The following is a 21,566-nucleotide window of genomic DNA, read 5'->3' as shown; positions in this document are numbered from 1 at the left end:
CGGAGCTGCGTCTGTGAGATATGCAGATGTTTATGGATCTCATGCTTATCAGCTAATTCATCACGATAAATTTCCACAACATTTCTTTTAAAAAGTACGGACTTTCTACTTTTTTTATTTCTTTGTAAGTCGTTAACATTCATGATGTTACTATTTAAGTGTACACTAAAAACAGTAACATATGCGTGGAGTTACCCTGCTTTTACTTGACGGATTTAGATATAATTTAAATTACCAGATCAAGTTCTTCAAGTTGTACTTTTCGATGGCGATGCCGATTCGATAACTGCCATTTCTTTCTCAAGTATCCTTCTCGTAAGTGCGCCTGCTCCGGGGTCAAGTAATCACAACTCGAGTGGGGTCGAAGCCAGTTATACGATTTGATAGCCTTTGCTATTTCCTCAAAAGCATGTTGGTGAGAGAAAAAGCTGCGATTCTCCAGGATTTCCTCTTTGATCGTACGGTTAATACGTTCGGCAATTTGGTTTTCGCTCGATTCGCCTTTACCAGTCATGCTGATTTCAGCATGACTGTCATTTAAAAGGCTGGTATAATGATTTGAGCAATACTGTATTCCGCGGTCTGAATGGTGAAATAATTTTTCTTCCCCTTTTGTTGATCTCTGGGCTAAGGCCATTTTGAGCGCAGCCACTGGACCGTTCACCGCAAGAGTAGGTTTTAATGACCAGCCGACTATTTTCTTCGAATAAGCATCGGTAATCAAACTCAGATACGAAAATCTGTTGACCACTTGTATGTAGGTAATGTCGCTCACCCACAGCATATTAGGTCGAGTCACTTTCATTCCTTTAATTAAATTAGGATACTTAAAGTAATGATGATGTGAAATTGTCGTAGACACCCGCCGTGTCCGACGCGGGACTAAAAGATTTTGTTCTTTCAAAAGCAGTGTAAACTTATCGCGGCCAACTTTAATGTTATGCTGCCGGCAAAAGTCAGCAGTCATTAAGTGCAACTTTTCAGCTCCGATCCTGGGCAGGTTTTTTCGGATTGAGCGCACTTCATCCAAGAGCATCTCGCGTTCAAAAGCGGTTTGATCATGCTGTTTCTGCTTATCATACCAAGCCTGACGGCTTTTCCCAAACAGTTCGCAGAGTTGCTGCATACTAACCAACGGGTTCTGTATGCTTAAATGGTTCACTGCTTGGGACCAGATTTTTTTCGGATAGGAATCTTAAAATGATCTTCAGCTAGTGTAATTACAGTTTCCAGTGCCTGCTTTTCAAGTAAAAGCTTACTGCTATATTGTTCTAATTCAGCCACTTTTCGTCTCAAAGCAGCTAATTCATTTGTAGTTTTCGTTTTCATAGAGCCGTACATTTTTATGTAAACCCGTTTTTTATTCCGATAACGTTCATAGTAGCGGTTCCATCGCCTTAATAAAGTACGGGAAATTCCAATAGCCTCCAAAATCTGATGCTCAGGACAGACATTCATCCGATACAATTCCACAACTTGACGTTTCATTAAACCTGTTTTGTGCTTTTTGCGGTTGCTTCCTAAAATATTGATTATCATAGCCTTGTAAATTAATGTCAAGCTATTTTAGGGCAATTCCCGTTGTTATATAAGTTATCTTATGTTAAATAGACATTCAATATTAATGTTAGGCGCTCCTACTGTATGTTCATTTTGATACTAAAGTGCGCGCTTAGCTGTCTTAGCTTTCCAGAATCTTTACATGTTGCATTCCCGACAACGCGATTCACTTGATTGTAAAGTACGATTCACCTATTGCCAGGTAAATCTCGAATTTTGTTGTCCTAAAATTTATCCTGCACCAGTTTCCTGGCTCTCCTGAATAGCTAAAAAAGCCCTTCATAGATGCATATCATGTTTGAATCACCATGCAAAAGATGGTTGACCAGCATTATTTTCAGCCGTATAGCTGTTGTAAACATCAATATTATGCCTTTGTAAACCACACATGAACTCTACAAAATTGTAGAACTGATGCCTTCTGACATAATAATATTACTATTTACTCGAATACCCATTTTTACTATGTTTACAAGCCTCGATTTTACGTACTAGTTCTACTTTGGTAGATTAGGATATGATTGCCATACGCTAGCAAAAGTTGCTGCCGGGAGATAGCCCGATTAACTAATCAAATGTTAAAATTGAATACATAACAACAGACAATTTTAAATGAAACCACTGCCCTATGAACAAAAATCTACTTAGATCCGCAACGAAAAACCTGGTAGCAATATCAGTCATGTGCCCAAGTTTGAGGCTGGCAGATGTCCGGCCAAACGCGGCAAACAGGAATCTATGGATTCGAGCGCTCATGTTATTTTTAGGAATGCTCTGCTACGGTGCGGCGATGGCCGTCAACATTTCTGGTACCGCCTGGGTTGACGCAAATGGTAACGGGCTTGTCGATAGCGGTGAAACGTCCACCGACTTTGGCGGCACGATGTATGTTAATGTAGTTAATGCGTCTGGGGCGGTCATCGCATCAACACAGGTCGCATCCAACGGCACATATTCATTTACTGGCCTGCCCAACACACTGGCAAACCACAAACTCGTCCTGACCAACTCAGCTACCAATCGTGCAGGGAACCGCATCCCTGGCGTCTATTATGTCTTCGAAGATGTAGTCGGTCCGAGCAACACCGCAAATCAGGCTAATGCGCCGCTATCCGGAGAAATCGCCCTAGCCACCCAAGGCTCTAATATGGCGAACCAGAACTTCCGGATGAGCAGCCAATCTCCCTTCGGCTGCATAGATGGGATTGCCTACCAGGTATCAATACCCGCTGGTGCAACTACATCGTCTCTTTATAGCTTCAATATAAGCTCAGGGGGCCGCACCCAAATAGGTGCCAGCACTCCTCATGACATCAACTCACTGATCTACAGCACCGCTAGCAACAACTTTCTGTGGGGAACGGTCACCGGCACTAATGACATCGTGCGTATTGGTGCCGGCGCAGGTACAGTGGCGTACAATATTGCAAACCTTCCTGCCGCCAGTTACAATGTGGGAGTTGAGTTGCCCAATGCATATATGCTTGTGTACACTACCAATGCAGCGAGCTACTACGTGATAGACGTGGATCCGGCACGCGCCACTTTCCTGGAACTGGTGGACCCAACCAACGGATTTGCTCTCAAAGCAGGACCTGCCTATGGCACTGCTGTAACTGCCGGGTTCAGCTCCGCGGATATGGCCTATGTCGGCACAACCAGCCTGGGCTACGGGATCACACCTACCAGCAACATTACTACTATCAACCCGGCGACTGGCGTGGTTACCACCAATCCAACTCCGGTAACAGGGTTGCCCAATGCCACTTATGGAGGTATGTTCAGTGATAAGGCAGGAAAGCTTTATGCATACAATAACACAACCGGCGGCTTTTACCGCATAGATCCCGTTACCAATTCCGCTACGTTGCTGTCTACCAGCACGCCTGCAGGAGCGAACGATGCTGCAAGCTGCCCCAACGCATTTGTGGAATGTGATACTGACATTCCAGTGGTACCGGCTGATGCGACACTTTGCCCCGGCACATCAACTACATTCACCGTAGCACCAGACGGAAACGGTCCCTTTACTTACCAATGGCAACAAAGTATCGACGGCGGTAGTACGTGGCTGAACATGCAGACGACACCTTTTACAGGACCGAATGGAACCTATTCCGGCGCAGGCACGCCTACCCTTACCGTAACTCCTACAACCACGGGATGGAATAATTTTCGATATCGCAGCCAGATTACAAGTAACCTGTGCACAACCCCATCGTCATCGGCGACACTGAATGTGTTCGCAATCCCGGGCGCGCCAACGCTGCTCGCAGGCACCGAGGCACCGGTATGCCCTGCCACGACGTACAACCTCAATCGCCTCGTTCTGGGCCCTGCTCCGGCAGGCAGCACATTGCGGTTCTACACCTCCAGTACGCCTTCACCGGCGACATTGGTAGCCGATCCTACAGTTGCCCCTGCAGGTACTTACTATGCCCGTTATGAAAACGACGGCTGTGCTGGTCCGGTGAGCCAACCAATTACCATTACAGGCTGTTTGACACCTTTCTCTTGTGAAGATGGCGTGGCCTACCAGGTGGCCGCTGCCGATGGGGAACCAGTTTCTTCGCTCTATGCATACAATGTGACCACTGGTACCCGCACGCTCGTCGCCCCGCTTTCCTCCACTGTCAATTCATTGGTTTACAGCGAGGTTGACAATACTCTTTGGGCTACGGTAAACGGTACGAATATACTTGCCCGCATCGATGCAAACGGTACGCTGATCCAGTACCCGATCACGAATTTGCCTGCCGGCTTCAATGTGGGAGCGGCGCTACCAGGTGGATACATGCTGGTTTACGGTAGTAACCAAACCACTTATTATGTGGTGGATATTGATCCTTCCCGCTCCACTTACTTAAAGCTGGTTGACCCGGCCAACAACTATGCATTGCAAACCGGCCCAACCTACGGCAAACCAATGAGCGCAGGTATTACAGCAGCCGACCTGGTTTATGAAAAAGTTACAGGAATGGTTTACGGCATAGAAACCGGCACCGGCCGCCTGGTTACGCTCAATCATATTACTGGCGCAACTACGCTTGGTTCAGTGATTGCGGGAATACCAACCGGAACTGGTTTTGGTGCTGTCTTTGCAGATCCGTCTGGTAAGCTTTACGCGTTTGCAAACGATCCCGGCACCTTTCACCGCATCAATATAGTGGCCGGCACTTCGGTACAGCTCTCAACGAGCATTACATCCAACAGCAATGACGGAGCGAGCTGCCCTAATTCAATCCTGGAAAACCTCCCATTTGCCTGTACAGACGGTGTTACCTACCAGGTAGCCGCTGCTGATGGTGAAACAGTTTCCACATTGTACGCATACAATGTAAATACAGGGGCCCGAACCGAAATTGCCCCGCTTCCAATGACAGTCAACTCGCTGGTATACAATTCGGCTGATAATATGCTGTGGGCAACACGCAATGGCACCAATAGCATCGTTCAGATAGACCGGGAGGGAGGAACCGTGGAATACCCGATCGCTAATCTGCCCAGCGGCGGCACTTTCAACGTGGGCGTGGAACTTCCAAACGGGTATATGATGATTTATTCAACCGGTCAGTCTGTTTTCTATGTAATTGATGTTGACGCGAACCGTCCGGCAAGTTATCTGAAACTGGTAGACCCTACAAATGGATTTGCCTTACAGACCGGGCCGACTTATGGAATAGCGCTTAGTGCACCTTTCGCTGGTGCTGACGTCGCTTACTTGCCTTCAACTCAGCTAATCTACGGCTTTACGACCGACGCGCGTATCTCGACGATCAATCCGCTGACAGGCGCTGTAACCGTTGGTGGACCAGTTTCGGGCCTTCCCGGCAATAGCGCTTTCGGTGCCGTGTTTGCTGATGCAACGGGCAAATTGTACTCATTTCATAACGAATCAGGTAGCTTCTATAAAATTGACCCCGTCAATAATTCAGCAAGCTTTATGACTACCTCGATCCCATCCAACAGCAATGATGGTGCAAACTGTGTCACAGCAACTATTTGTGATATTGAGCTGACTAAGCCTAGTCCTGAAAGTGAGATTATTTGTGAAGATAAGGTGGCGGTATTTACTGTCACTGCAACTGGGACTGGAACAATTACCTATCAATGGCAGGTAAGCACCGACGGCGGCAGCACATGGACTGACCTTGCGGCTGGTGGTGCTACTGATGCCAACGGGACCTATTCGGGTGCGGCTACCAACGCGCTCACCCTTACCCCGGCAAATACCGTATGGGATGACAACCGGTACCGCGTAGTCGTCGACAGTGAAAGCGGCCTTTGTACCCTCACTTCGTCACCTAGTTTGCTATCGGTAAGAACCACCGCGGAATGCGCGTTGCCAGTTACGCTCGTTTCATTTACCGTCTCCAAAGAGGCTGGCAATACAGCCGTTCTCAACTGGTCGACTACCGAAGAAACAAACAGTGACCGCTTCGAAATCCAAAGCAGCACTGACTCCCAAACCTGGAAAACGATTGGTGCTAAGACCTCACATGGTGAAAGCACAGTGTTGCGTAAGTATGACTTTGTCGATCAGGCCCCTGCGGCAGGACTTAATTACTACCGCTTGAAAATGGTAGATAAGGATGAGACATTTGCATATAGTAGCGTGCGTAATGTGCGTTTTGCTGATTTGGCCCGCCTTTCTGTCTACCCTAACCCGGTTTCTGAGAGGTTCCATATCACCAATCACCAGCAAATCAAGCAAATTGCTATGCACAACCAACGCGGCATGAAAGTCTTCGGCAGCCAGGGTGCTACATCAGAGGGTATTGATGTGAGCCGCCTGACGCCAGGCCTTTACACCGTAACCTTGACCCTGTTTGACGGCACTATCAGCACACATAAGGTAGCCGTTACAAGGTAACGTACGCTAACAATTGCAGGCCGCCTCATTAATATGGGGCGGCTTTTTTTAATCGTTTTTACTCTGATCAGAATACCTTATTTAATCGACGTTCTTAAACTAGAATGCCCTTAGGTACTGTCAAAATGAGGCATACAAAATGACTGTCTCAAACAAAGATCTTTTAATCGCAAACGGGGTTTGATTGCGCTCAGTTTCACTTAGTCACCTGGATTATGTTTCTTTCGCCAGTATCTGAGATTTGTCCCCGGTCATCATAGACGTATTGATTATCCGGAACAAACTTTTGAAGCTCAGGTTCTAAGTCAGCAAAAACAGGCCTTACCATGGTAAAGCAAGATTGGAATAGTTAGCGAAGGCCTTTCCCCGTTACTAATCTGCTTTAAGAGTCCTGAAAAAATATAGCTTCCGACCTGAATTGGAGTGTACTTGTCAATATAGCTTTTGTGTTCAATTAGCAGAGAAACTTTGACTTCTCCTTTTCCGTCGCCTCTCTGACAAGAATAAACAATCTCCGAAATCGATTTTTGCAATTCTTTTGAGATGTATGTGCCAGGAAGTTGTTTCAGAGTAGAAAAATCCAACCTTGCAATAACAAATTCTGGGAAGACTGGCCCGAAAGTAATCCAGGGCTACTGCCAAATTGGACATAATTAACCTAATGAAGGTGTCATGTTCGATGATAATTCAGCCATTCTGTAAAGATACCTACTTTGCGTAAAGCAGTAAGTCTTACCAAGTAACCAAAGTGATTGGGGTATGCAATGAAGGACCCGGCCCCAGGCTTTGCCGTAACGTAGCTCTGTTAAATAATATGAGCCTATCTGGTTTGCTCTAAATCATGGAACTAAGGTTGTTAAAACGCTTTTAATTCTGACCCGGACGCCTGATTTTTGTGCCCAATATTCATACTTATCATTTCTGCTTTGAATTTTTTCAAATCGACACCAAGGTTTAAGACTATCTGGCAATATCTAGTGGGCGCAGGTGATGGGCTTCCATTACAAACCCGTATATATCACTTCATGTGTATAGCCACGATTGCTGTAATGATCTATGTGATGTTTTTTAGTATTGCAGTAGGCATGGCAGAATATGCATTAATTACAGGACTCTTGATCCCGTTGCAGGTTTTTCTTTTCTACCTCTCCCGCTTTATGCGACGGACATTATTATCCATAAATATTTATATCCTGATCATACATGGCTTCTTTGTGGTCAGTTACCGTTTAAGCGCTGGCATTTCGGGTTCTACCTTACTTTCATTCTGTATAGCATTTTTTCTTTTTGTGACCATTTTACCAACAAGAAAATACCTGGTATTAACGCTTGTAAACTTGGGTACTGTTGCTATGCTGCTAGCAGCTGAATACAATGATCCAACCTTTATCTTAGCTGGTTATACTGGAAGAAAAGAACATTTTATTGATATTGCTTCTACCTATGCCGTCACCATAATACTAATCCTTGCCGGTTTGGGGTACATTATTAAGCATTATACCATCGAAAAAGACAATGCGGAAGAGAGGGCCCTGATGCTTGATGATTTACACGAGGAAAAAGCGCGGTTGATCTCTGTGATTTCACATGATTACCATACGCCGCTCACGGCGCTGGGCCACTACCTCTCTATCCTTGAAAGGCATGATTTAAGCCCTGATCAGCGTCAGGCATTCACAGCTCAAATGCGCCAGTCCGTTGCCGATACCCAAAGCCTGCTTGCGAACTTACTGGATATGACCAAAAAAAGTAATGGGTCCAGTGCCAGTGACCCTGGAACAGTTTTTAGTGTTTTTGAGGCACTTAGCGGGACATTGAAAGTCTATGGAGACATAGCCCGATTAAACGGTCAGCAGATCAATATTTCAATTCCCGAAAATCTTGAAATCTACACCGACAAGCAGCTATTTACAGTCATCATTAGAAACCTGATTAACAATGCGGTTAAATTTTCAGGGGAGGGGTCAATGATCCATTTCTCTTACCGGCAACAAAAGGACATGCATGTGTTTGCCGTAACGGATAACGGCCCTGGGATCAATGAGCATGTCCGGAGCCAGATCCTGGAAAGTTGGCAGCACCCTGCCAGAAACGTTTCACGTTCGGGGGCAATCGGACTGGTCCTTTCAAAAAAAAATGCAGAAGCATTAAAAGCAGACCTTTCATTTGAAACGGGCCAGCAAAAGGGAACCTGCTTTACTTTAAAAATACCGGTCGAAATAAATAGTACGGTTAATACGAATAAAGGCAATACACATAACATCGCGCCGGGCCTGGCCTAGTTTCGGTCCACGACATCTGGGGACATTGATGGCATGCCCAATGACATCATAAAAATTCTACAAACCAACCTTTAATTACTTCGTTATCTTTGTTTGTCAATTTTGAAAAGATTCGAAAATCAGCTTGTTTGAGTAGTACAATCGTCAAAGTTCCGACTATAAAATGTGAGGTAACGCACACTAGTGATTAGATAAAACTTACACCCTTCTGTTTACAGCAGGGTGTTTTTTTATACATTACTTATAAAGGGTAACTCACATTCATTCAGCATCAGAACCCTAAGCAGGGGTATTACGTTCTATCTGTTTACTGCCTGGAATTACATATGGCTTCTTTGCATGAGTGACACGGTTAAAACTGTTGACCAAATTTCTTGCCCCCGCAACTCTCTTACAATTCCAGGCATTCTAAAATTATCAAATGAACGATACACCCTCAGTTGCATCACGCACCGTTTTTGTGCTGACAGCACTGCTAACAGTGCTTCTGGCATGCTTTGCATTTGTTACACTGCTAACAAACTCAAAGTCAGAAACAATAAAAGAAAATATTCAGGCGCTTCAAATTGAAAATAATAGCTATCACAAGTTGGATTCCTGCATCTCGCTGCTTTATGCTGCCGAAAACAACAGCCGCCTTTTTGTTGTTACACTGGATTCAAGCTACATGCGGCTTTATACAAACCAACTCAGTGCCGTCAGCAGGACATTGAAAGAATATGAAACACGAAGGCAGGGGCGTGTCAGCTCTCTTTCGGGGCTTATTGCTACTAAACAGTCTAAAAACGATGAGTTCGTACGGCTGAGAACAATGGTTGACAGTCTTATTTCTTTTTCATTTCAAGGGCAGCAAACAAATGCGGGCAGGCAAAAAAAAGCATCCCCTAAAATTCAGATTAGCCAGCAAACCATTAAAAAGGACACCATTGCCGTTTTTTCAGGCAAGCAGAAAAGAAAGCTTATGAAAAGGATCATGGACGCAATCCGTGATAAAGATACGACGTCAAAAACCGTTTTAAGTACCAGTAACAGCACCGTTATTACAGGTGATTCTGCGCTGGCACCTTTGCAGGCTGCCGCTGATATAGCCAACATTTCAGTCCTTGAAAAAGCCCGTATGCAGCTAAGCGCAACTGAAAGGGAACTGTTAGCGGTAAATGGCCGCATCTTTACTAACTTGCAAGTCGCATTAATGCAGCTCAAACAAAGTGAAGAAACCCAGGCCCGCGCTTTAAGGGCTGCTTTGTTAACAACAACGTCTGCCAAATTTGAAGAAATTAACCTGTTGATATGGGGTAGTGTACTGCTGGTTGCGCTACTGGCCGCAATGATCATTTCAAACTTGGTCAAACTTTATAAAAAGGACGTCACAGTTACCCGCTATGCTCAGATGACAGCTATCAGCACCAAAAAGAAGGGTGAGCTAATGGCCCATTTGACCCATGAGATCCGCACGCCGCTTAACTCAATCATCGGCTTTTCACAGCTCATGGATTCGCGTGAGCTGGATGAAGACCTTCGTACAAACGTGGATGCTATTAAAAGCTCATCGAAAATCCTTTTAATGCTCGTCAATGAGATTCTTGATTTTTCAAAATTTGAAACCGGCAAGATCAAATTACAAAACAAGCCCTTTAAGGTAACAGCACTAATAGGCGACGCCGTTTCGATGCTTTCGGTATTGGCCAATGAGAAAAAGATAGCCTTATCAGCTCACTTCGAAGCGGGGCCTGAGAAATATCTAAATGGGGACGAAGTCCGCATCAAGCAAGTTGTTATCAACTTATTGACCAATGCTGTCAAATTCACCCCAAACGGCGGCACAGTCACGGTCAGTACTGCTCTAAAGGAAACATCCCATCAGAAAAATTCCCTGCAGATTAAGGTAAAAGATTCGGGCATCGGCATTGAAAGCAAAGACCTGAATTCTATTTTCGAAGATTACATGCAAGTAGAGAGCAACGATGACCGCCCTGTCCAGGTTGGCACCGGCTTGGGCCTTTCCATTTGTAAACGGATTGTTGACCTGTATAAAGGGCAGATCAAGGTGGAAAGTACCCCTGGAAAAGGATCAGAATTTACTGTCAGCCTTCCGCTTGAGATCGCTGAATACTTAATTGAACCGCTCCCAAGCAGCGCCCCAGCCGCTTTTAGCGCAGCAGTCGCCATTGCCCCTACCCCGGTATTGCCCGATGCAATACTTAATGGAAAGAAGGTGCTGGTCGTTGACGATAGTAAAATCAATCTATTGCTGCTCAGTAAGATTTTAGAGAAGCTGGGTGCAACCTATGATCTAAGCAATGATGGGCAAAAAGCAATTGATTTGTTCGATGAAAATACCTATGACTTAGTTATCACCGACATTCATATGCCGGTGATGGACGGCGTTGAGCTCACAAAACGCATCAGGGCACATTCGGCAAGTGCAAAATCCGGGATCCCAATCATTGGCTTTACAGGAAGTACAGAAGAAGAGAATGTAGCTCGTTATAAGCAGGCAGGAATAGATGAAATTATTCCCAAGCCTGTGGAGCTAGTTTATTTGGCAAACGTAATAAAACAGCAGTTTATGGCGCGAAATCTAGTGGTTGACTAAGTCAAAAGGCTACTATGCAGCAAAGAAATATTCAAGAACAGGTATTTAAATGCCAGTTAGCTACCACTCACCAATAAAAGAACGTTAAGCCACTAGTGGTAATCAGACGGGCTACTTTCCAACACATAAGGCTCATAGATATAATCGTGCTCATTGTAAAACTGGTTGGACAAGACCAGAAGGATCGCATCAGGGGTGAAACTATCCATCACATGCCAATCCCTGGGATGGATTACCAGGCATTGCCTAGGGTCATCTAATACGAAAAATTGTGCTTTTTCACCATCATTGCAATAAACCCTGCATTTACCACGAAGGCAAACGAGTATGTTTGAGCTTTGATGATGGCGGTGCCCTCCCCTGCTCTGCCCACCGGCACCATAAATGTAAAAGGCCCTTTGAATACTGCCGGGCACGATACCTGCGAAAACCGATAAATCGCCCGGTCCATCGACAAGTTCTCCAAGTCGGATCATGGTGGCCATGGCTTACTTGATTGAGTACAAAAACCCGAAACTGAGCCCCTGGGCAAACTGGACCTTACTGCTTTGGTCCTGGTCGTAGATTAATATCGCTGCCAGGTTAACATTGATCAGCTTACCCACCTTTGCCGTCAGCATTGCATCCAGACGGTTATCGATATTAGTAGGCTGTTTAAAGCTTGAATAAAGCAAGTACCTGAATTTCAGGTTTACGTCCTTAGCAATGTCCTTATCAAAGTTTGCTACGATCTGGAGGAGTGCTGATTGGCTACGGACCCGCTTTCCGATCGGCACGCCATAGTTGTTTTGGTCAGGGGTGTTTACATAAAGACCTTTATCTGCCACAATGGTCTGACGCAAGGCACCGGGGGCGAAATCAATAAAGAAATAGGGCACTGGTTTGTATTCAACCCCAATCGCTTCCGTCAGGTAAGCAGGTGAAAAAAGTCCTGAAACCTTGGTTTTGACGTCCAAGGAATCTGAGTAATTATAGCCTGGGGTAAACTGTGACAACAAGTTGATGTTGGCAAACAAACTCCATTTGGCCGATAGGTCCCGGTTGTACTTCGTATCAAAAAATACACGGTCGACATTCTTCCGGCTTTTTTGGCCTTTGTTTCTCAGGAAACCATATTGGGACTGAAAATCATTTCGCCATGCGTTTTTCCCAGATTTTTTTTCAGATAGGGCATTAAAAAACAGGGTCAGTGCGACCGAATTAACGCCTCCCCCAGTCCAATTCCCACTAAAAGACCCTTGGTTAAGGTTTGCACCCAACTCGATCTTTCGCCAGGCCGTATCGCCTGGCGTTTTCAGCTTCCCTTGATTAAGCTCATTTTTTAGGTCAATTTGCTTTTGGATATGAATAGCATCCTGGGAAAACAGGCGGTATGGCGCTACAAGTAAAATAAATAGTATACAAAGACTGCTTCTGTAAACTGTTTTCATTATTGACGGAAAGGGTCAAATACTAAATAACAAAGGTTCTGCGGATGCGCGCATTCTAATCAATATGTCTCTTGTATGGTCACCTCAACCCCTGAAAGAGGCTGCCGGTTTTGCCAATTTTGTATGGTGGTGGATATATAATCAGCCAGCCAGAATGGGCTAACAATCAAAGAAGTAATTATTGTTGCCACCAGCAGGATGGATGCAAACAATAGACGAAACAAAAAGACAAGCAAACGCATGGTTATATAATTAAGGAGGTTTTTTAGTAAGAAAAGCGTTGGTAGAGCTCAATAGGGCTGCTAACTTGCAGCTTTCGGAACACGCGGCTTTTGAAAGTGCTTACCGTATTTTGCCGCACGCCAAGGGTATCAGCAATCTGCTGAGTGGTCTTGCCTAGCAACAAGAGTTGCATGACCATAGTCTCCTTACCTGACAGGCCCGAAGGCACCGGTGGCGACAGGCTTTGCAAATGGTCTACACTTAAATACCTTCCGCGCTGCACAACGGTTTTTATGGCATCTAAAATTTCTTCGGGCATGGCTGCCTTAGAGACAAAGGCATTTGCGCCAGCTTCCATAAAGGGCACTGCAAAAGTTTCTGCATCCAGCTGCGAGTAGACCATAACAGCCGTCTCAGGCCGTTTCTGTCTAAGCATATCAACCAAACCAAAATTAATATCGGTGCCAACGTCTATTTCGGTGATAATAAAATCAAATGCATGTCTATCCAGCAGCTGCATGGCCACGTCCAGGGATACCGCATCTTGGACAAAGGCATCTGCGTCGTATTGTTGAATAAGCACTCTTAGGCCGACGCCGATCAATGGTTGCTTGTCGATGGTTAAAAAATGCATCTAAAAACTCGGTAGGTATAAAAATAATTCTTGCCAACACCTTACGCTAAAATGGCTTTCAGCTCATTCAAAGCAATCTTGCGCACATTTCAATGTTGCATGGCAAAGGCGTTATAAGAACTAATACGACAATGCAAACATACATTCCAGGCAGATCCAATGATATAGTAATATTATGATGTCAGGGGGCAGAATTGTCGATAAGCCGCCATCAAACGCAGTTATGAAAATATTCTACAAGTCAATTCATTAAATTTGGCCTATTTTCACACTGCTCAAACGTTTATTTCTGACACACATTAATGTTCAAGTTTTTAATTTCCCTAATAATATTTACCGATTTCCTTTTTCTTGGAGGTGCGGCGTGCCTGGGACAACTACCAGCCAAAAACCCACTTTCAGCTTACAATATCACTCATTTTACCGACGAGAATGGCTTGCCCCAAAACAGCGTGAAGGCAATCACTCGCGACGTAAGGGGCAATATCTGGCTTGCCACTGAGCGGGGCGTTGCCCGGTATGATGGTAATAACTTCCTAATTTTTGACAACTTCGGACGCTCATTCTTCAATAGGAACATTGCGTCTTTTCATATTGCGCCTGGACCTGCAAAACATGATTTTTTTGCGGTCAACAACGAACATATTTTTATCCGTATCACGGATGGCATGGCAATCACCGACAGTGCTTTTTACAAAACTTTGTTGGACGCCCAACCGTTTAGCCGAGCCAGCCTCGACGGATACCTTACCGAAGGCCTCCCAAGCCCACATTTCAATCACGTTACTCCGGATTACTATATTATTCCTTTTGGATTTGATCGCTACTACGTCTATGACAAGAAAAAGGTAACCTATTATTCGGCAAAAAAGAGTGTTAGTGCCCTTGACCTGACCGGTAAAGGGTTTTGGGGATTTTTCCGACTTGATTCCGACCTCTACTATCTGGACGAGCAAAGTCTTTTAAAGTTTCAAATTAAAAGCGGCCATCTAAGTCAGGCAAAGCTCGGGCTCACCGGCGATATTAGCAGTCATCCCTTATATGGGTCACAGGGCCGATATAAAGTCTATTGGAATAATGTCACCAACCAAGCATTTATTCTTCTGGGAAGCAATTTGTATTTGCTTACTCGTCAGCAAAACGGAGATCTCAAATCCAGGCTTGTGCTCGAGGGATTTGATTTTATGGTCAATTCCATTGTAACAGTATACTACGATCTGCAAACTGATAAGTTGTTTTTAGGCAGCCAGTTGAAAGGTTTGTTTGTGATCCAAAAAAAGCTTTTTAAAGTTCTTACAACTAATGCAAAGGGGACAGACAATAACTTTTACGCCCAAGTCCCCTACTCAGATAGCACCATCTTGTCGAGTCAAGGAGTGGAATTTGGGTTGTTATCTAGTAGCAAGAAGGTATATACGAGACAGATGCAGCAAATTACCAAGTACGTTGACTTGGATAAATACAGCGTGCTGATAGATTCTCAGGGAAACATATGGGCTAAGAATACCAGGACCCTTTTTAAGTTTGACCATCAGGGCAAGCGCCTATTGGCCAAATGGCTACTCCCGAGCGGGGTTTCTCAGCTTTGCCAAGGAAGTGATGGGACTATCTGGATTGGGACAATGACATTAGGGCTCTACTATATTAATCCACAAGAGGCGTCCCCAGCCCCAAAGCCCTACCTTAATAACGGGCCCGATAATATTTCCTGGATCCAGCAGCAGGACCGGGATACGCTTTGGCTTGCCAGTGGTCAGGGCCTGTACAAACTCGCCATTGGCAGCAAGAAAGTTATTTCCATCAAAGGTTTGGAAGATATTTACGTGCGCAGCCTTTATATTCCAGATGGTATAGGGGAAGTTTGGGTAACCACTTACAAGGACGGTCTTTTCCTTCTAAAAAATGGGAAGCTGACCCATTTTCCGCTGGACAAGAAAAAGTACCTGGCCAGCGCGCACTGTATTATTGAGGACAAACAGGGATTTTTCTGGGTGCCCTGCAACAAGGGGCTATTTCAGATTCAAAAAAAGGACCTGGTGCATTACGCACAGAAGCCTTTCGATATTTACTACTACCATCACACCAAGGAAGCGGGTTTTAACACCAACGAATTTAACGGAGGCTGCCAGCCGTGCGCGGTTCAGCTTCCTAATGGTTACGTTTCCCTACCTTCTATTAATGGGTTGGTTTGGTTTAAACCGCAAGAGATCAAACCCGAACTGCCAACCGGAAATGTTTATATTGAAGGTGTCAAAGCGAATGACACCATACAAAAAATCACTTCTAATACGCTGGCACTCGATGCGGACGCCAGTGATATAAACTTGAAAGTCAACATCGCTTACCTGGGCAGCCCAGATAACCTTAGGCTCTCATACCGGCTGACAAAAAATGGCAAGCCAGTAACGGGCTGGCGACCTATTAACCCTGGTGACCCTGACATTTCACTGCCACATCTGGAATCAGGTGAATACAGGCTCAGTATCCGAAAAGTGAATGGTTTTGGCGCGCGTAATTATAGCTATAAACAGCTCAACATCTTTGTAGCCAAACATTGGTACCAAACTTGGTGGGCCGGTGTAAGTGCTTTTCTGGTACTGGTGGGCTTATTCTACCTTGCTCTTCGCACGCGGACAGCAAGGATTGAAAAACAAAAACTTGCACTTGAAACGCGGGTCAGTGAACGCACGCGGGATTTACAGGCCGCACTCAACGCATTGAGCAGCTCAGAAAAGCAATTGGAGCAGCAGTTGCGGCTGCACGTGCATATGATTGCTTCGATTTCCCACGATATCCGCACGCCAGTCAAATACCTGGGTATGGCCCTACAATTCATCCAGAGCCGTATCGAAAAAAGTGAAACCGTACAAGCAGTCAACGCTATTCAGACCATGACACAAACGATCAGCGAGCTTGACCAGCACATCAACAACATCGTTACATTTATTAAACCCCAGGTCCACCGGCACTACAAGGATTTTCAAACCGTGAATCTTTTAGAACTGGTGAATTCCCGGGCAGCGATATTCAAAGATATTCTTAAGACAAATGATAGGAGCATTCAAGTTCAAGTCCCTGCCGGACAGGCCGTGATAACAAACCCTGAGCTCCTGGGGGTAATCCTGCATAACCTGATCGATAATGCGATTAAAGCATGGCCTACGGGAGTGATTAGGATTCATACTCTTTCACAGGGTAAGGAGCTGCATCTTATTGTGGCCGATCAGGGGCCGGGGTTACCACAAGCACTTTTGAACTGGCTCAATTTAAGGGATGAAAAAGATAGTCATGCTTTGCCAGAGCAATACAATGGGCTTGGATTTCCAATGGTCAAGGAAATTGCAAAACTGTTGTGGCTCAGGGTATATGCAGAAAATAGTTCAGGCACCCATATCCACTTGATATTTCCAGCAGCAAGTTAAGGTGCGCTTAGATAAAATCCATTCTGTCGTTTTCGTAGTAAACGTCCATTTTGCGGGCAAGCTCTACCATATTGGTAACATTGAGTTTTTGGTAGATCTTGGCTTTTTGGGTGCCGACAGTTGCAATGGCCACGTTAAGCTCTTCGGCAATTTCTTTAAGCCATCTTCCTTTTAATAACAGGTCAAGTACTTGCTTTTCGCGTGGCGAAAGCGTACGCATAGGGTCAACCGGTAGCGGCTGTCCTGACACTAGGTTTGCAACCATAATTTTCTGCACTTGCTGGCTTACATACTTATTGCCTTCCAGCACACTCTTAATGGCTTTCTTGGTCTCGTCCTCGGGACTGTGTTTATGCAGAAAGCCATCAGCGCCGCTTTGGATATAAATGGGTGCGTTAAAAATTTCATCACGTGCTGTGCAGATCAGGACCTTTACATCGGCCTGCGCTGCTTTGAAGCGCTTGACCATTTCAACCCCCATACCGCCGGGAAGGCCCAAATCCAGGATGATCAGGTCCATGCGCTGCTGGGCGTGCTGATTGACTGCTTGAGAATAAGCATTGGCAAAGAAAAGGTTAACATTATCAGCGACACTCTCAGCCATAGCGCCCATGCCAAAACAGACCATCGAATGGTCATCAACGATCAATATATTAGGCATACAAAAGCCAGAAATTTGTAAAAATACTTCCATTTTAATCAGCAAAGGTAAAACGATACATTACAGAAATGCAATGTAGAACCTGGCTATAAACGTATCATAATTTTACTATACCTCAAATTTTGCTTCTGTTCACCATTTTCCGGCCCCAGTTATACTTTTACCAGTTTGCACAAAACGAAGACACAGTATGAAATTCTAAGCCTAACGGTCTATATATTAATGGTTTTATTGGATTCAGCAAAGAATGAGAATTAGCCTTTATGCGTTGTAGAAAGCAAAACAAAAAGACATAATAATTTTACTATTTCGTAGAACTAATTCATTTTATACGTTTGTCGGTATCCACGGCAGGTTCCATATAGCTCACAAAACGTCATTTAAGCCTATGAAAGAACTTTACATCTCCCCATAAATCCATCCTACGGCCGTCAGGCTGACGTAAAGCAAAGTTCTCATCACGGCTAATAGCAAATTGGCTCAACGGAATTGCTATGCCCATTTCTTACTTCAATCCTTTTTTAATATCCATAAAACAAGTAAACAATTATGAAAACAACTCGACTATTTTCGGCAATCCTATTTACTATGATGCTGGCAGGAGCTTCAACGACTTTTGCCCAAGTAAAAATTGGGACAAACCCTACAACAATCGATCCTAACAGCAACCTGGAAGTGGAAGCGTCCACTCCCGGAAGAAAGACAAGTGTGAACAAAACCACAGGCCAGGTTACGATCGCTGACGGCACCCAGGGGCAAGGCAAAGTACTTACTTCTGATGCCAATGGCGGTTCGAGCTGGCAGGCAACGCAGCTGGTAAGGGCAACAGTGAACTACGTCAATGATGGTGTGGTGACCGTACCGGCGGGCTTAGTGTACGTACCAGCAAACGTCACAATTACCTTTCCGGAAAATGGCACCTATGCAGTAAGCTTTTCATTTATCGCCGATTCTCAGGGCGGCGCACAGTTTCAATATGGCCCTGCCTGGGGCGGAGTATTTTTGCGGTCGGCTGCCGGGCAGATTATCCTTAACCACCAGGACAACTTGATCCCTGGATCGACTTTCTTTTTCGTATCCAGCATGAGATACATCAATATCACAAATGCGCCTACTACGGTAACAGTGATGATGGGCAATGCCAGCGCCGTGCCTTACACCGTAAGGGGACATAGTACCAACAACTACAATGACTGGTTTGCATATAAGGTGTTCTAAGGCTAGCCGCTGTTTCAAAGACAGTAATAAAGTGCTTGAAAAGCAAAACATTGGGTCACATCATTTAATTCTCCAATTATGAATAATAAACTTACATCAGCTGGACTTTTAGTCGCAGCTCTGCTCGTTTCATCAGCTTCTTTCGCGCAAGTAAAAATAGGCGCTAACCCTACCACAATTTCTTCTAATGCCAACTTAGATGTGGAAGATAATTTAGGCCGGCACATGGTTGTGTTAAACAATGGCAATGTTGGGATCGGTATTGCTGCCCCGGTTGTCAAATTAAATGTGGAAAACGGCAATTTCTCAGTCAATCAGGGCGCGGACAACGCCTTCACAGGAACGATACAAGCTTCGGCTGCTATTGGAAGCGGCAATACCAACCGCTCTTACTATTCACTTACCGTAGGCCAGAACAATGTAACGGACGGCCAAAACTCACTAGCCATCGGCTTTCAGAATTTTACGGGCGCCTCAGGGAATAACTCTTTCAGCTATGGTCAGACCAACCAATCCACGGGAGCAAACTCCATATCTGGTGGGTTCGCCAGCTTTGCCAGTGGTTTGAATTCCATAGCGATTGGTCATACCACCCAAGCCACGGCAAACAGTTCCGCGGCCTTCGGGCAGCTCTCGGAAGCGTCTGCTAACTTCGCTTTTGCAACGGGATATAATAACAAGGCGCGTGGGGAAATGAGTACTGCTATGGGCCGTGAAAATCTAGCTTCCGGTTACAGCTCTGTCGCCTTAGGATGGGGAAACCAGGCAACCGACGCTGTCGGGATCGCATTGGGCTATTTTTGCAGTGCCAACGGCAATACGTCGATTGCTATGGGTAAAAACGCCAAAGCGTTTCATGCCTCATCCGTTGTCATCAGTGATGGCACTGGTGCAGATTTCGGATCTTTTGGTAACAACACGATTAGCATGCGTTTTTCCTCAGGGTACCGGTTTTATACGAACGCTGCACATAGTACAGGCGTATTGCTTGGGCCGTCAGCAACCAGCTGGGGCAGTATTTCAGACATCCGGGCAAAAAAAGACATCTCCGGCATTGAGAATGGCTTATCCACGATTATGAAATTGCAGCCCAAGAAATACCATTACAAAAACTCAGATAATAAGCAGTTCTCACTTGGTTTCATTGCGCAGGAAGTAGTAAAAGTATTACCTGAAATAGTCGATGTACCGGAAAATAAGGAGGAGTATCTCTCGATCCGTTATTCAGAGCTTGTACCGGTGCTGACCAAAGCAATCCAGGAGCAACAAACTCAAATCGCAGAGCAAAAGGCCGAAATTACAAACCTTAAAGCGCAAATATCTCAGATGGACAAGCTCGAAGCCAAGCTGGCGGATCTGGAAGCTAAACTGGCAGGCGGCTCAGGGGAAAATAGCGCTGCTGTTACGCCGGTCAGTAAGTGATATTGGTAAGAACAAAAGCAAACCCAAAGTGCAAAACTTTTACACTAACGATCTTGACAATGAAATATCTACATAAAATTGATTCTAGTCCCTGCTACCGGAAATGGGCATATGCCCTAGTACTGCCGGTTTTGCTGGGATGGACCGCCCCGTCTCACGCCCAGCAAGGCGGCCAGGGCAATACCACCATCTTTGGTGGCGCCCAGATGAGCTTTTTCAGCAACTATAATTTCACAACTGGCGGCGGCGGTGCCCAGCCGGGGGTGATCCTGACTGAACGCGCATCCAATAACTTCGGTATCCTGAACTTTATAGGCAGCAACCTTGCTGCCACCGGGGCTTCCGACCAGGGCTATGTAGACGGGTATGTCCGCAAGTACGGCACAGGCCAGTTTGTTTTCCCTGTGGGCGACAATGGTAACCTGGGGCAGTTTGCAGCTTCGGGCGACGGGACCATGGGCGCTTACTACCATGCCAATGCCAGTACAGCTGTAACCAGTAACCTTTTCACTGGATCGGATTACCCTGTCCTACCCTTAGGCGGCCCTTTCCCGACAACCAGTATGGGCGCAGGTGTTGATGCTGTCAGCACGGTAGAGTATTGGGACATTGATGGCGCTACTGCAACGCCCATTAGCCTTACCTGGGATGCGGCTAGCGGCATTGCCGGCTTGACCGGAAACGATCTGGCGAATCTGACCATTGTTGGCTGGGACGGGACCCAATGGGTAGCAATCCCATCAGCCGTTGATGCAACATCCGTACTCGGTGGGGCCAGCGATCTAAATGCAGGTTCAATTACAACCAGCGTAGCCATTGCACCAAATACGTATACAGCCTATACTTTTGGATCGGCTGAAGAAATTGTTGTCCAGCCTGCTTTTACCTGTTCGCCGGCAAGTTATATTATTACGAACCGCAATATCGGAGGAAACAACGTTTCTGACATTTTCACGCTGGATCTTTCCTCTGGAACAGCCACACTTGCCAAGGCTCCCCTGATCGACGGACCAAATGCCTTTGTGAACGCCGTTGGCTATAATACTGTGGATAACTACATCTGGGGTTTCCGCTACAATACCAATGAGCTGGTACGCATCGGCAGTGACTGGTCGGTTCAGACTTTCCCGGTTACAGGCTTTCCTTCCCCGGTTCCAGGCTTTGCAACAGGGGATGTAGGTCCCGATGGCATTCTGTACCTTTATGCAGCCGGCAGCAGCTCAATTACAAAAGTTGACCTGAACCC

The 21,566-nt window shown here is 45.5% G+C and carries 14 protein-coding genes and 1 pseudogene; 8 read left to right on the top strand and 7 right to left on the bottom strand.

Translation table 11 applies throughout. The features are described 5' to 3' along the window. Window positions 1-226: 226 nt before the first annotated feature. On the bottom strand, window positions 227-1,126 hold the full coding sequence (locus tag G395_RS0126145) for an IS3 family transposase (protein ID WP_035362130.1): 900 nt from the start codon (window positions 1,124-1,126) through the stop codon (window positions 227-229). 32 nt (window positions 1,127-1,158) lie between these two features. Then, window positions 1,159-1,539: a hypothetical protein gene (locus tag G395_RS0126140; RefSeq protein WP_026632723.1), complete on the bottom strand. Its 381-nt coding sequence runs from the start codon at window positions 1,537-1,539 to the stop codon at window positions 1,159-1,161. Window positions 1,540-2,314: 775 nt separating this feature from the next. On the opposite strand from G395_RS0126140, the gene G395_RS31415 reads away from it, so the two are divergent. Beyond that, window positions 2,315-6,433: a DUF6923 family protein gene (locus G395_RS31415; RefSeq protein ID WP_211237808.1), complete on the top strand. Its 4,119-nt coding sequence runs from the start codon at window positions 2,315-2,317 to the stop codon at window positions 6,431-6,433. A gap of 305 nt (window positions 6,434-6,738) precedes the next feature. Here G395_RS31415 and G395_RS33180 read toward each other — a convergent pair whose 3' ends face one another. After that, the gene (locus G395_RS33180; protein WP_084439892.1) at window positions 6,739-7,059 is read right to left on the bottom strand and encodes an Rpn family recombination-promoting nuclease/putative transposase; all 321 of its coding nucleotides are present in this window, start codon (window positions 7,057-7,059) and stop codon (window positions 6,739-6,741) included. A gap of 300 nt (window positions 7,060-7,359) precedes the next feature. On the opposite strand from G395_RS33180, the gene G395_RS0126125 reads away from it, so the two are divergent. Together G395_RS0126125 and G395_RS30595 are read left to right on the top strand one after the other, a co-directional pair. Next, complete coding sequence (locus G395_RS0126125) at window positions 7,360-8,715, top strand: sensor histidine kinase (protein WP_157486833.1); 1,356 nt, start codon at window positions 7,360-7,362, stop codon at window positions 8,713-8,715. Between the two features lie 709 nt (window positions 8,716-9,424). After that, the gene (locus G395_RS30595; RefSeq protein ID WP_169720092.1) at window positions 9,425-11,311 is read left to right on the top strand and encodes an ATP-binding protein; all 1,887 of its coding nucleotides are present in this window, start codon (window positions 9,425-9,427) and stop codon (window positions 11,309-11,311) included. A 92-nt stretch (window positions 11,312-11,403) separates the two neighbouring features. Here the strand turns inward: G395_RS30595 and G395_RS31870 are convergent, their stop codons facing one another. The 3 genes from G395_RS31870 to G395_RS0126100 all read right to left on the bottom strand — a co-directional run bounded on the left by G395_RS31870 (window position 11,404) and on the right by G395_RS0126100 (window position 13,597). Beyond that, complete coding sequence (locus tag G395_RS31870) at window positions 11,404-11,787, bottom strand: sugar 3,4-ketoisomerase (RefSeq protein ID WP_229204302.1); 384 nt, start codon at window positions 11,785-11,787, stop codon at window positions 11,404-11,406. Between the two features lie 12 nt (window positions 11,788-11,799). Beyond that, on the bottom strand, window positions 11,800-12,741 hold the full coding sequence (locus G395_RS0126110) for a DUF3078 domain-containing protein (protein WP_084439886.1): 942 nt from the start codon (window positions 12,739-12,741) through the stop codon (window positions 11,800-11,802). A 265-nt stretch (window positions 12,742-13,006) separates the two neighbouring features. Beyond that, window positions 13,007-13,597 carry a response regulator transcription factor gene (locus tag G395_RS0126100; protein WP_026632718.1) on the bottom strand — a complete coding sequence of 197 codons (591 nt, stop codon included), beginning with the start codon at window positions 13,595-13,597 and terminating at the stop codon, window positions 13,007-13,009. Between the two features lie 302 nt (window positions 13,598-13,899). Here G395_RS0126100 and G395_RS33175 point away from each other — a divergent pair. Together G395_RS33175 and G395_RS0126095 are read left to right on the top strand one after the other, a co-directional pair. Continuing rightward, window positions 13,900-14,094, top strand: a pseudogene (locus G395_RS33175) (hypothetical protein); the annotation flags it as partial. Between the two features lie 171 nt (window positions 14,095-14,265). Beyond that, window positions 14,266-17,019 (top strand): sensor histidine kinase, encoded by a 2,754-nt coding sequence (locus tag G395_RS0126095; RefSeq protein WP_229204301.1) that lies wholly within the window; start codon window positions 14,266-14,268, stop codon window positions 17,017-17,019. 7 nt (window positions 17,020-17,026) lie between these two features. On the opposite strand, the gene G395_RS0126090 is transcribed toward G395_RS0126095, so the two are convergent. Continuing rightward, the gene (locus G395_RS0126090; protein ID WP_026632716.1) at window positions 17,027-17,680 is read right to left on the bottom strand and encodes a response regulator; all 654 of its coding nucleotides are present in this window, start codon (window positions 17,678-17,680) and stop codon (window positions 17,027-17,029) included. A 549-nt stretch (window positions 17,681-18,229) separates the two neighbouring features. On the opposite strand from G395_RS0126090, the gene G395_RS31410 reads away from it, so the two are divergent. The 3 genes from G395_RS31410 to G395_RS32850 all read left to right on the top strand — a co-directional run. Continuing rightward, window positions 18,230-18,898, top strand: a complete 669-nt coding sequence (locus G395_RS31410; RefSeq protein WP_157486832.1) for a hypothetical protein — start codon at window positions 18,230-18,232, stop codon at window positions 18,896-18,898. 78 nt (window positions 18,899-18,976) lie between these two features. Beyond that, entirely contained in the window at window positions 18,977-20,320 is a 1,344-nt protein-coding gene (locus G395_RS0126080; protein ID WP_026632715.1) for a tail fiber domain-containing protein, read from the top strand. A 59-nt stretch (window positions 20,321-20,379) separates the two neighbouring features. After that, on the top strand, window positions 20,380-21,566 hold a 1,187-nt coding region (locus tag G395_RS32850), incomplete at its 3' end, for a DUF6923 family protein (protein WP_035362126.1).

This window comes from Dyadobacter alkalitolerans DSM 23607 (genome assembly GCF_000428845.1).
Lineage (GTDB): Bacteria > Bacteroidota > Bacteroidia > Cytophagales > Spirosomataceae > Dyadobacter > Dyadobacter alkalitolerans.
The sequence above is the reverse complement of the archived record's forward strand: the minus strand, read 5'-3'. Positions and strand labels throughout refer to the sequence as shown.

What these genes read in the sequence shown, in the direction of transcription:
- G395_RS0126145 (WP_035362130.1), bottom strand. Translation starts at nt 1,126, where the DNA reads ATGCAGCAACTCTGCGAACTGTTTGGGAAAAGCCGTCAGGCTTGGTAT.
- G395_RS0126140 (WP_026632723.1), bottom strand. Translation starts at nt 1,539, where the DNA reads ATGATAATCAATATTTTAGGAAGCAACCGCAAAAAGCACAAAACAGGT.
- G395_RS31415 (WP_211237808.1), top strand. Translation starts at nt 2,315, where the DNA reads ATGTTATTTTTAGGAATGCTCTGCTACGGTGCGGCGATGGCCGTCAAC.
- G395_RS31870 (WP_229204302.1), bottom strand. Translation starts at nt 11,787, where the DNA reads ATGATCCGACTTGGAGAACTTGTCGATGGACCGGGCGATTTATCGGTT.
- G395_RS0126110 (WP_084439886.1), bottom strand. Translation starts at nt 12,741, where the DNA reads ATGAAAACAGTTTACAGAAGCAGTCTTTGTATACTATTTATTTTACTT.
- G395_RS0126100 (WP_026632718.1), bottom strand. Translation starts at nt 13,597, where the DNA reads ATGCATTTTTTAACCATCGACAAGCAACCATTGATCGGCGTCGGCCTA.
- G395_RS0126095 (WP_229204301.1), top strand. Translation starts at nt 14,266, where the DNA reads ATGGCAATCACCGACAGTGCTTTTTACAAAACTTTGTTGGACGCCCAA.
- G395_RS0126090 (WP_026632716.1), bottom strand. Translation starts at nt 17,680, where the DNA reads ATGCCTAATATATTGATCGTTGATGACCATTCGATGGTCTGTTTTGGC.
- G395_RS31410 (WP_157486832.1), top strand. Translation starts at nt 18,230, where the DNA reads ATGAAAACAACTCGACTATTTTCGGCAATCCTATTTACTATGATGCTG.
- G395_RS0126080 (WP_026632715.1), top strand. Translation starts at nt 18,977, where the DNA reads ATGAATAATAAACTTACATCAGCTGGACTTTTAGTCGCAGCTCTGCTC.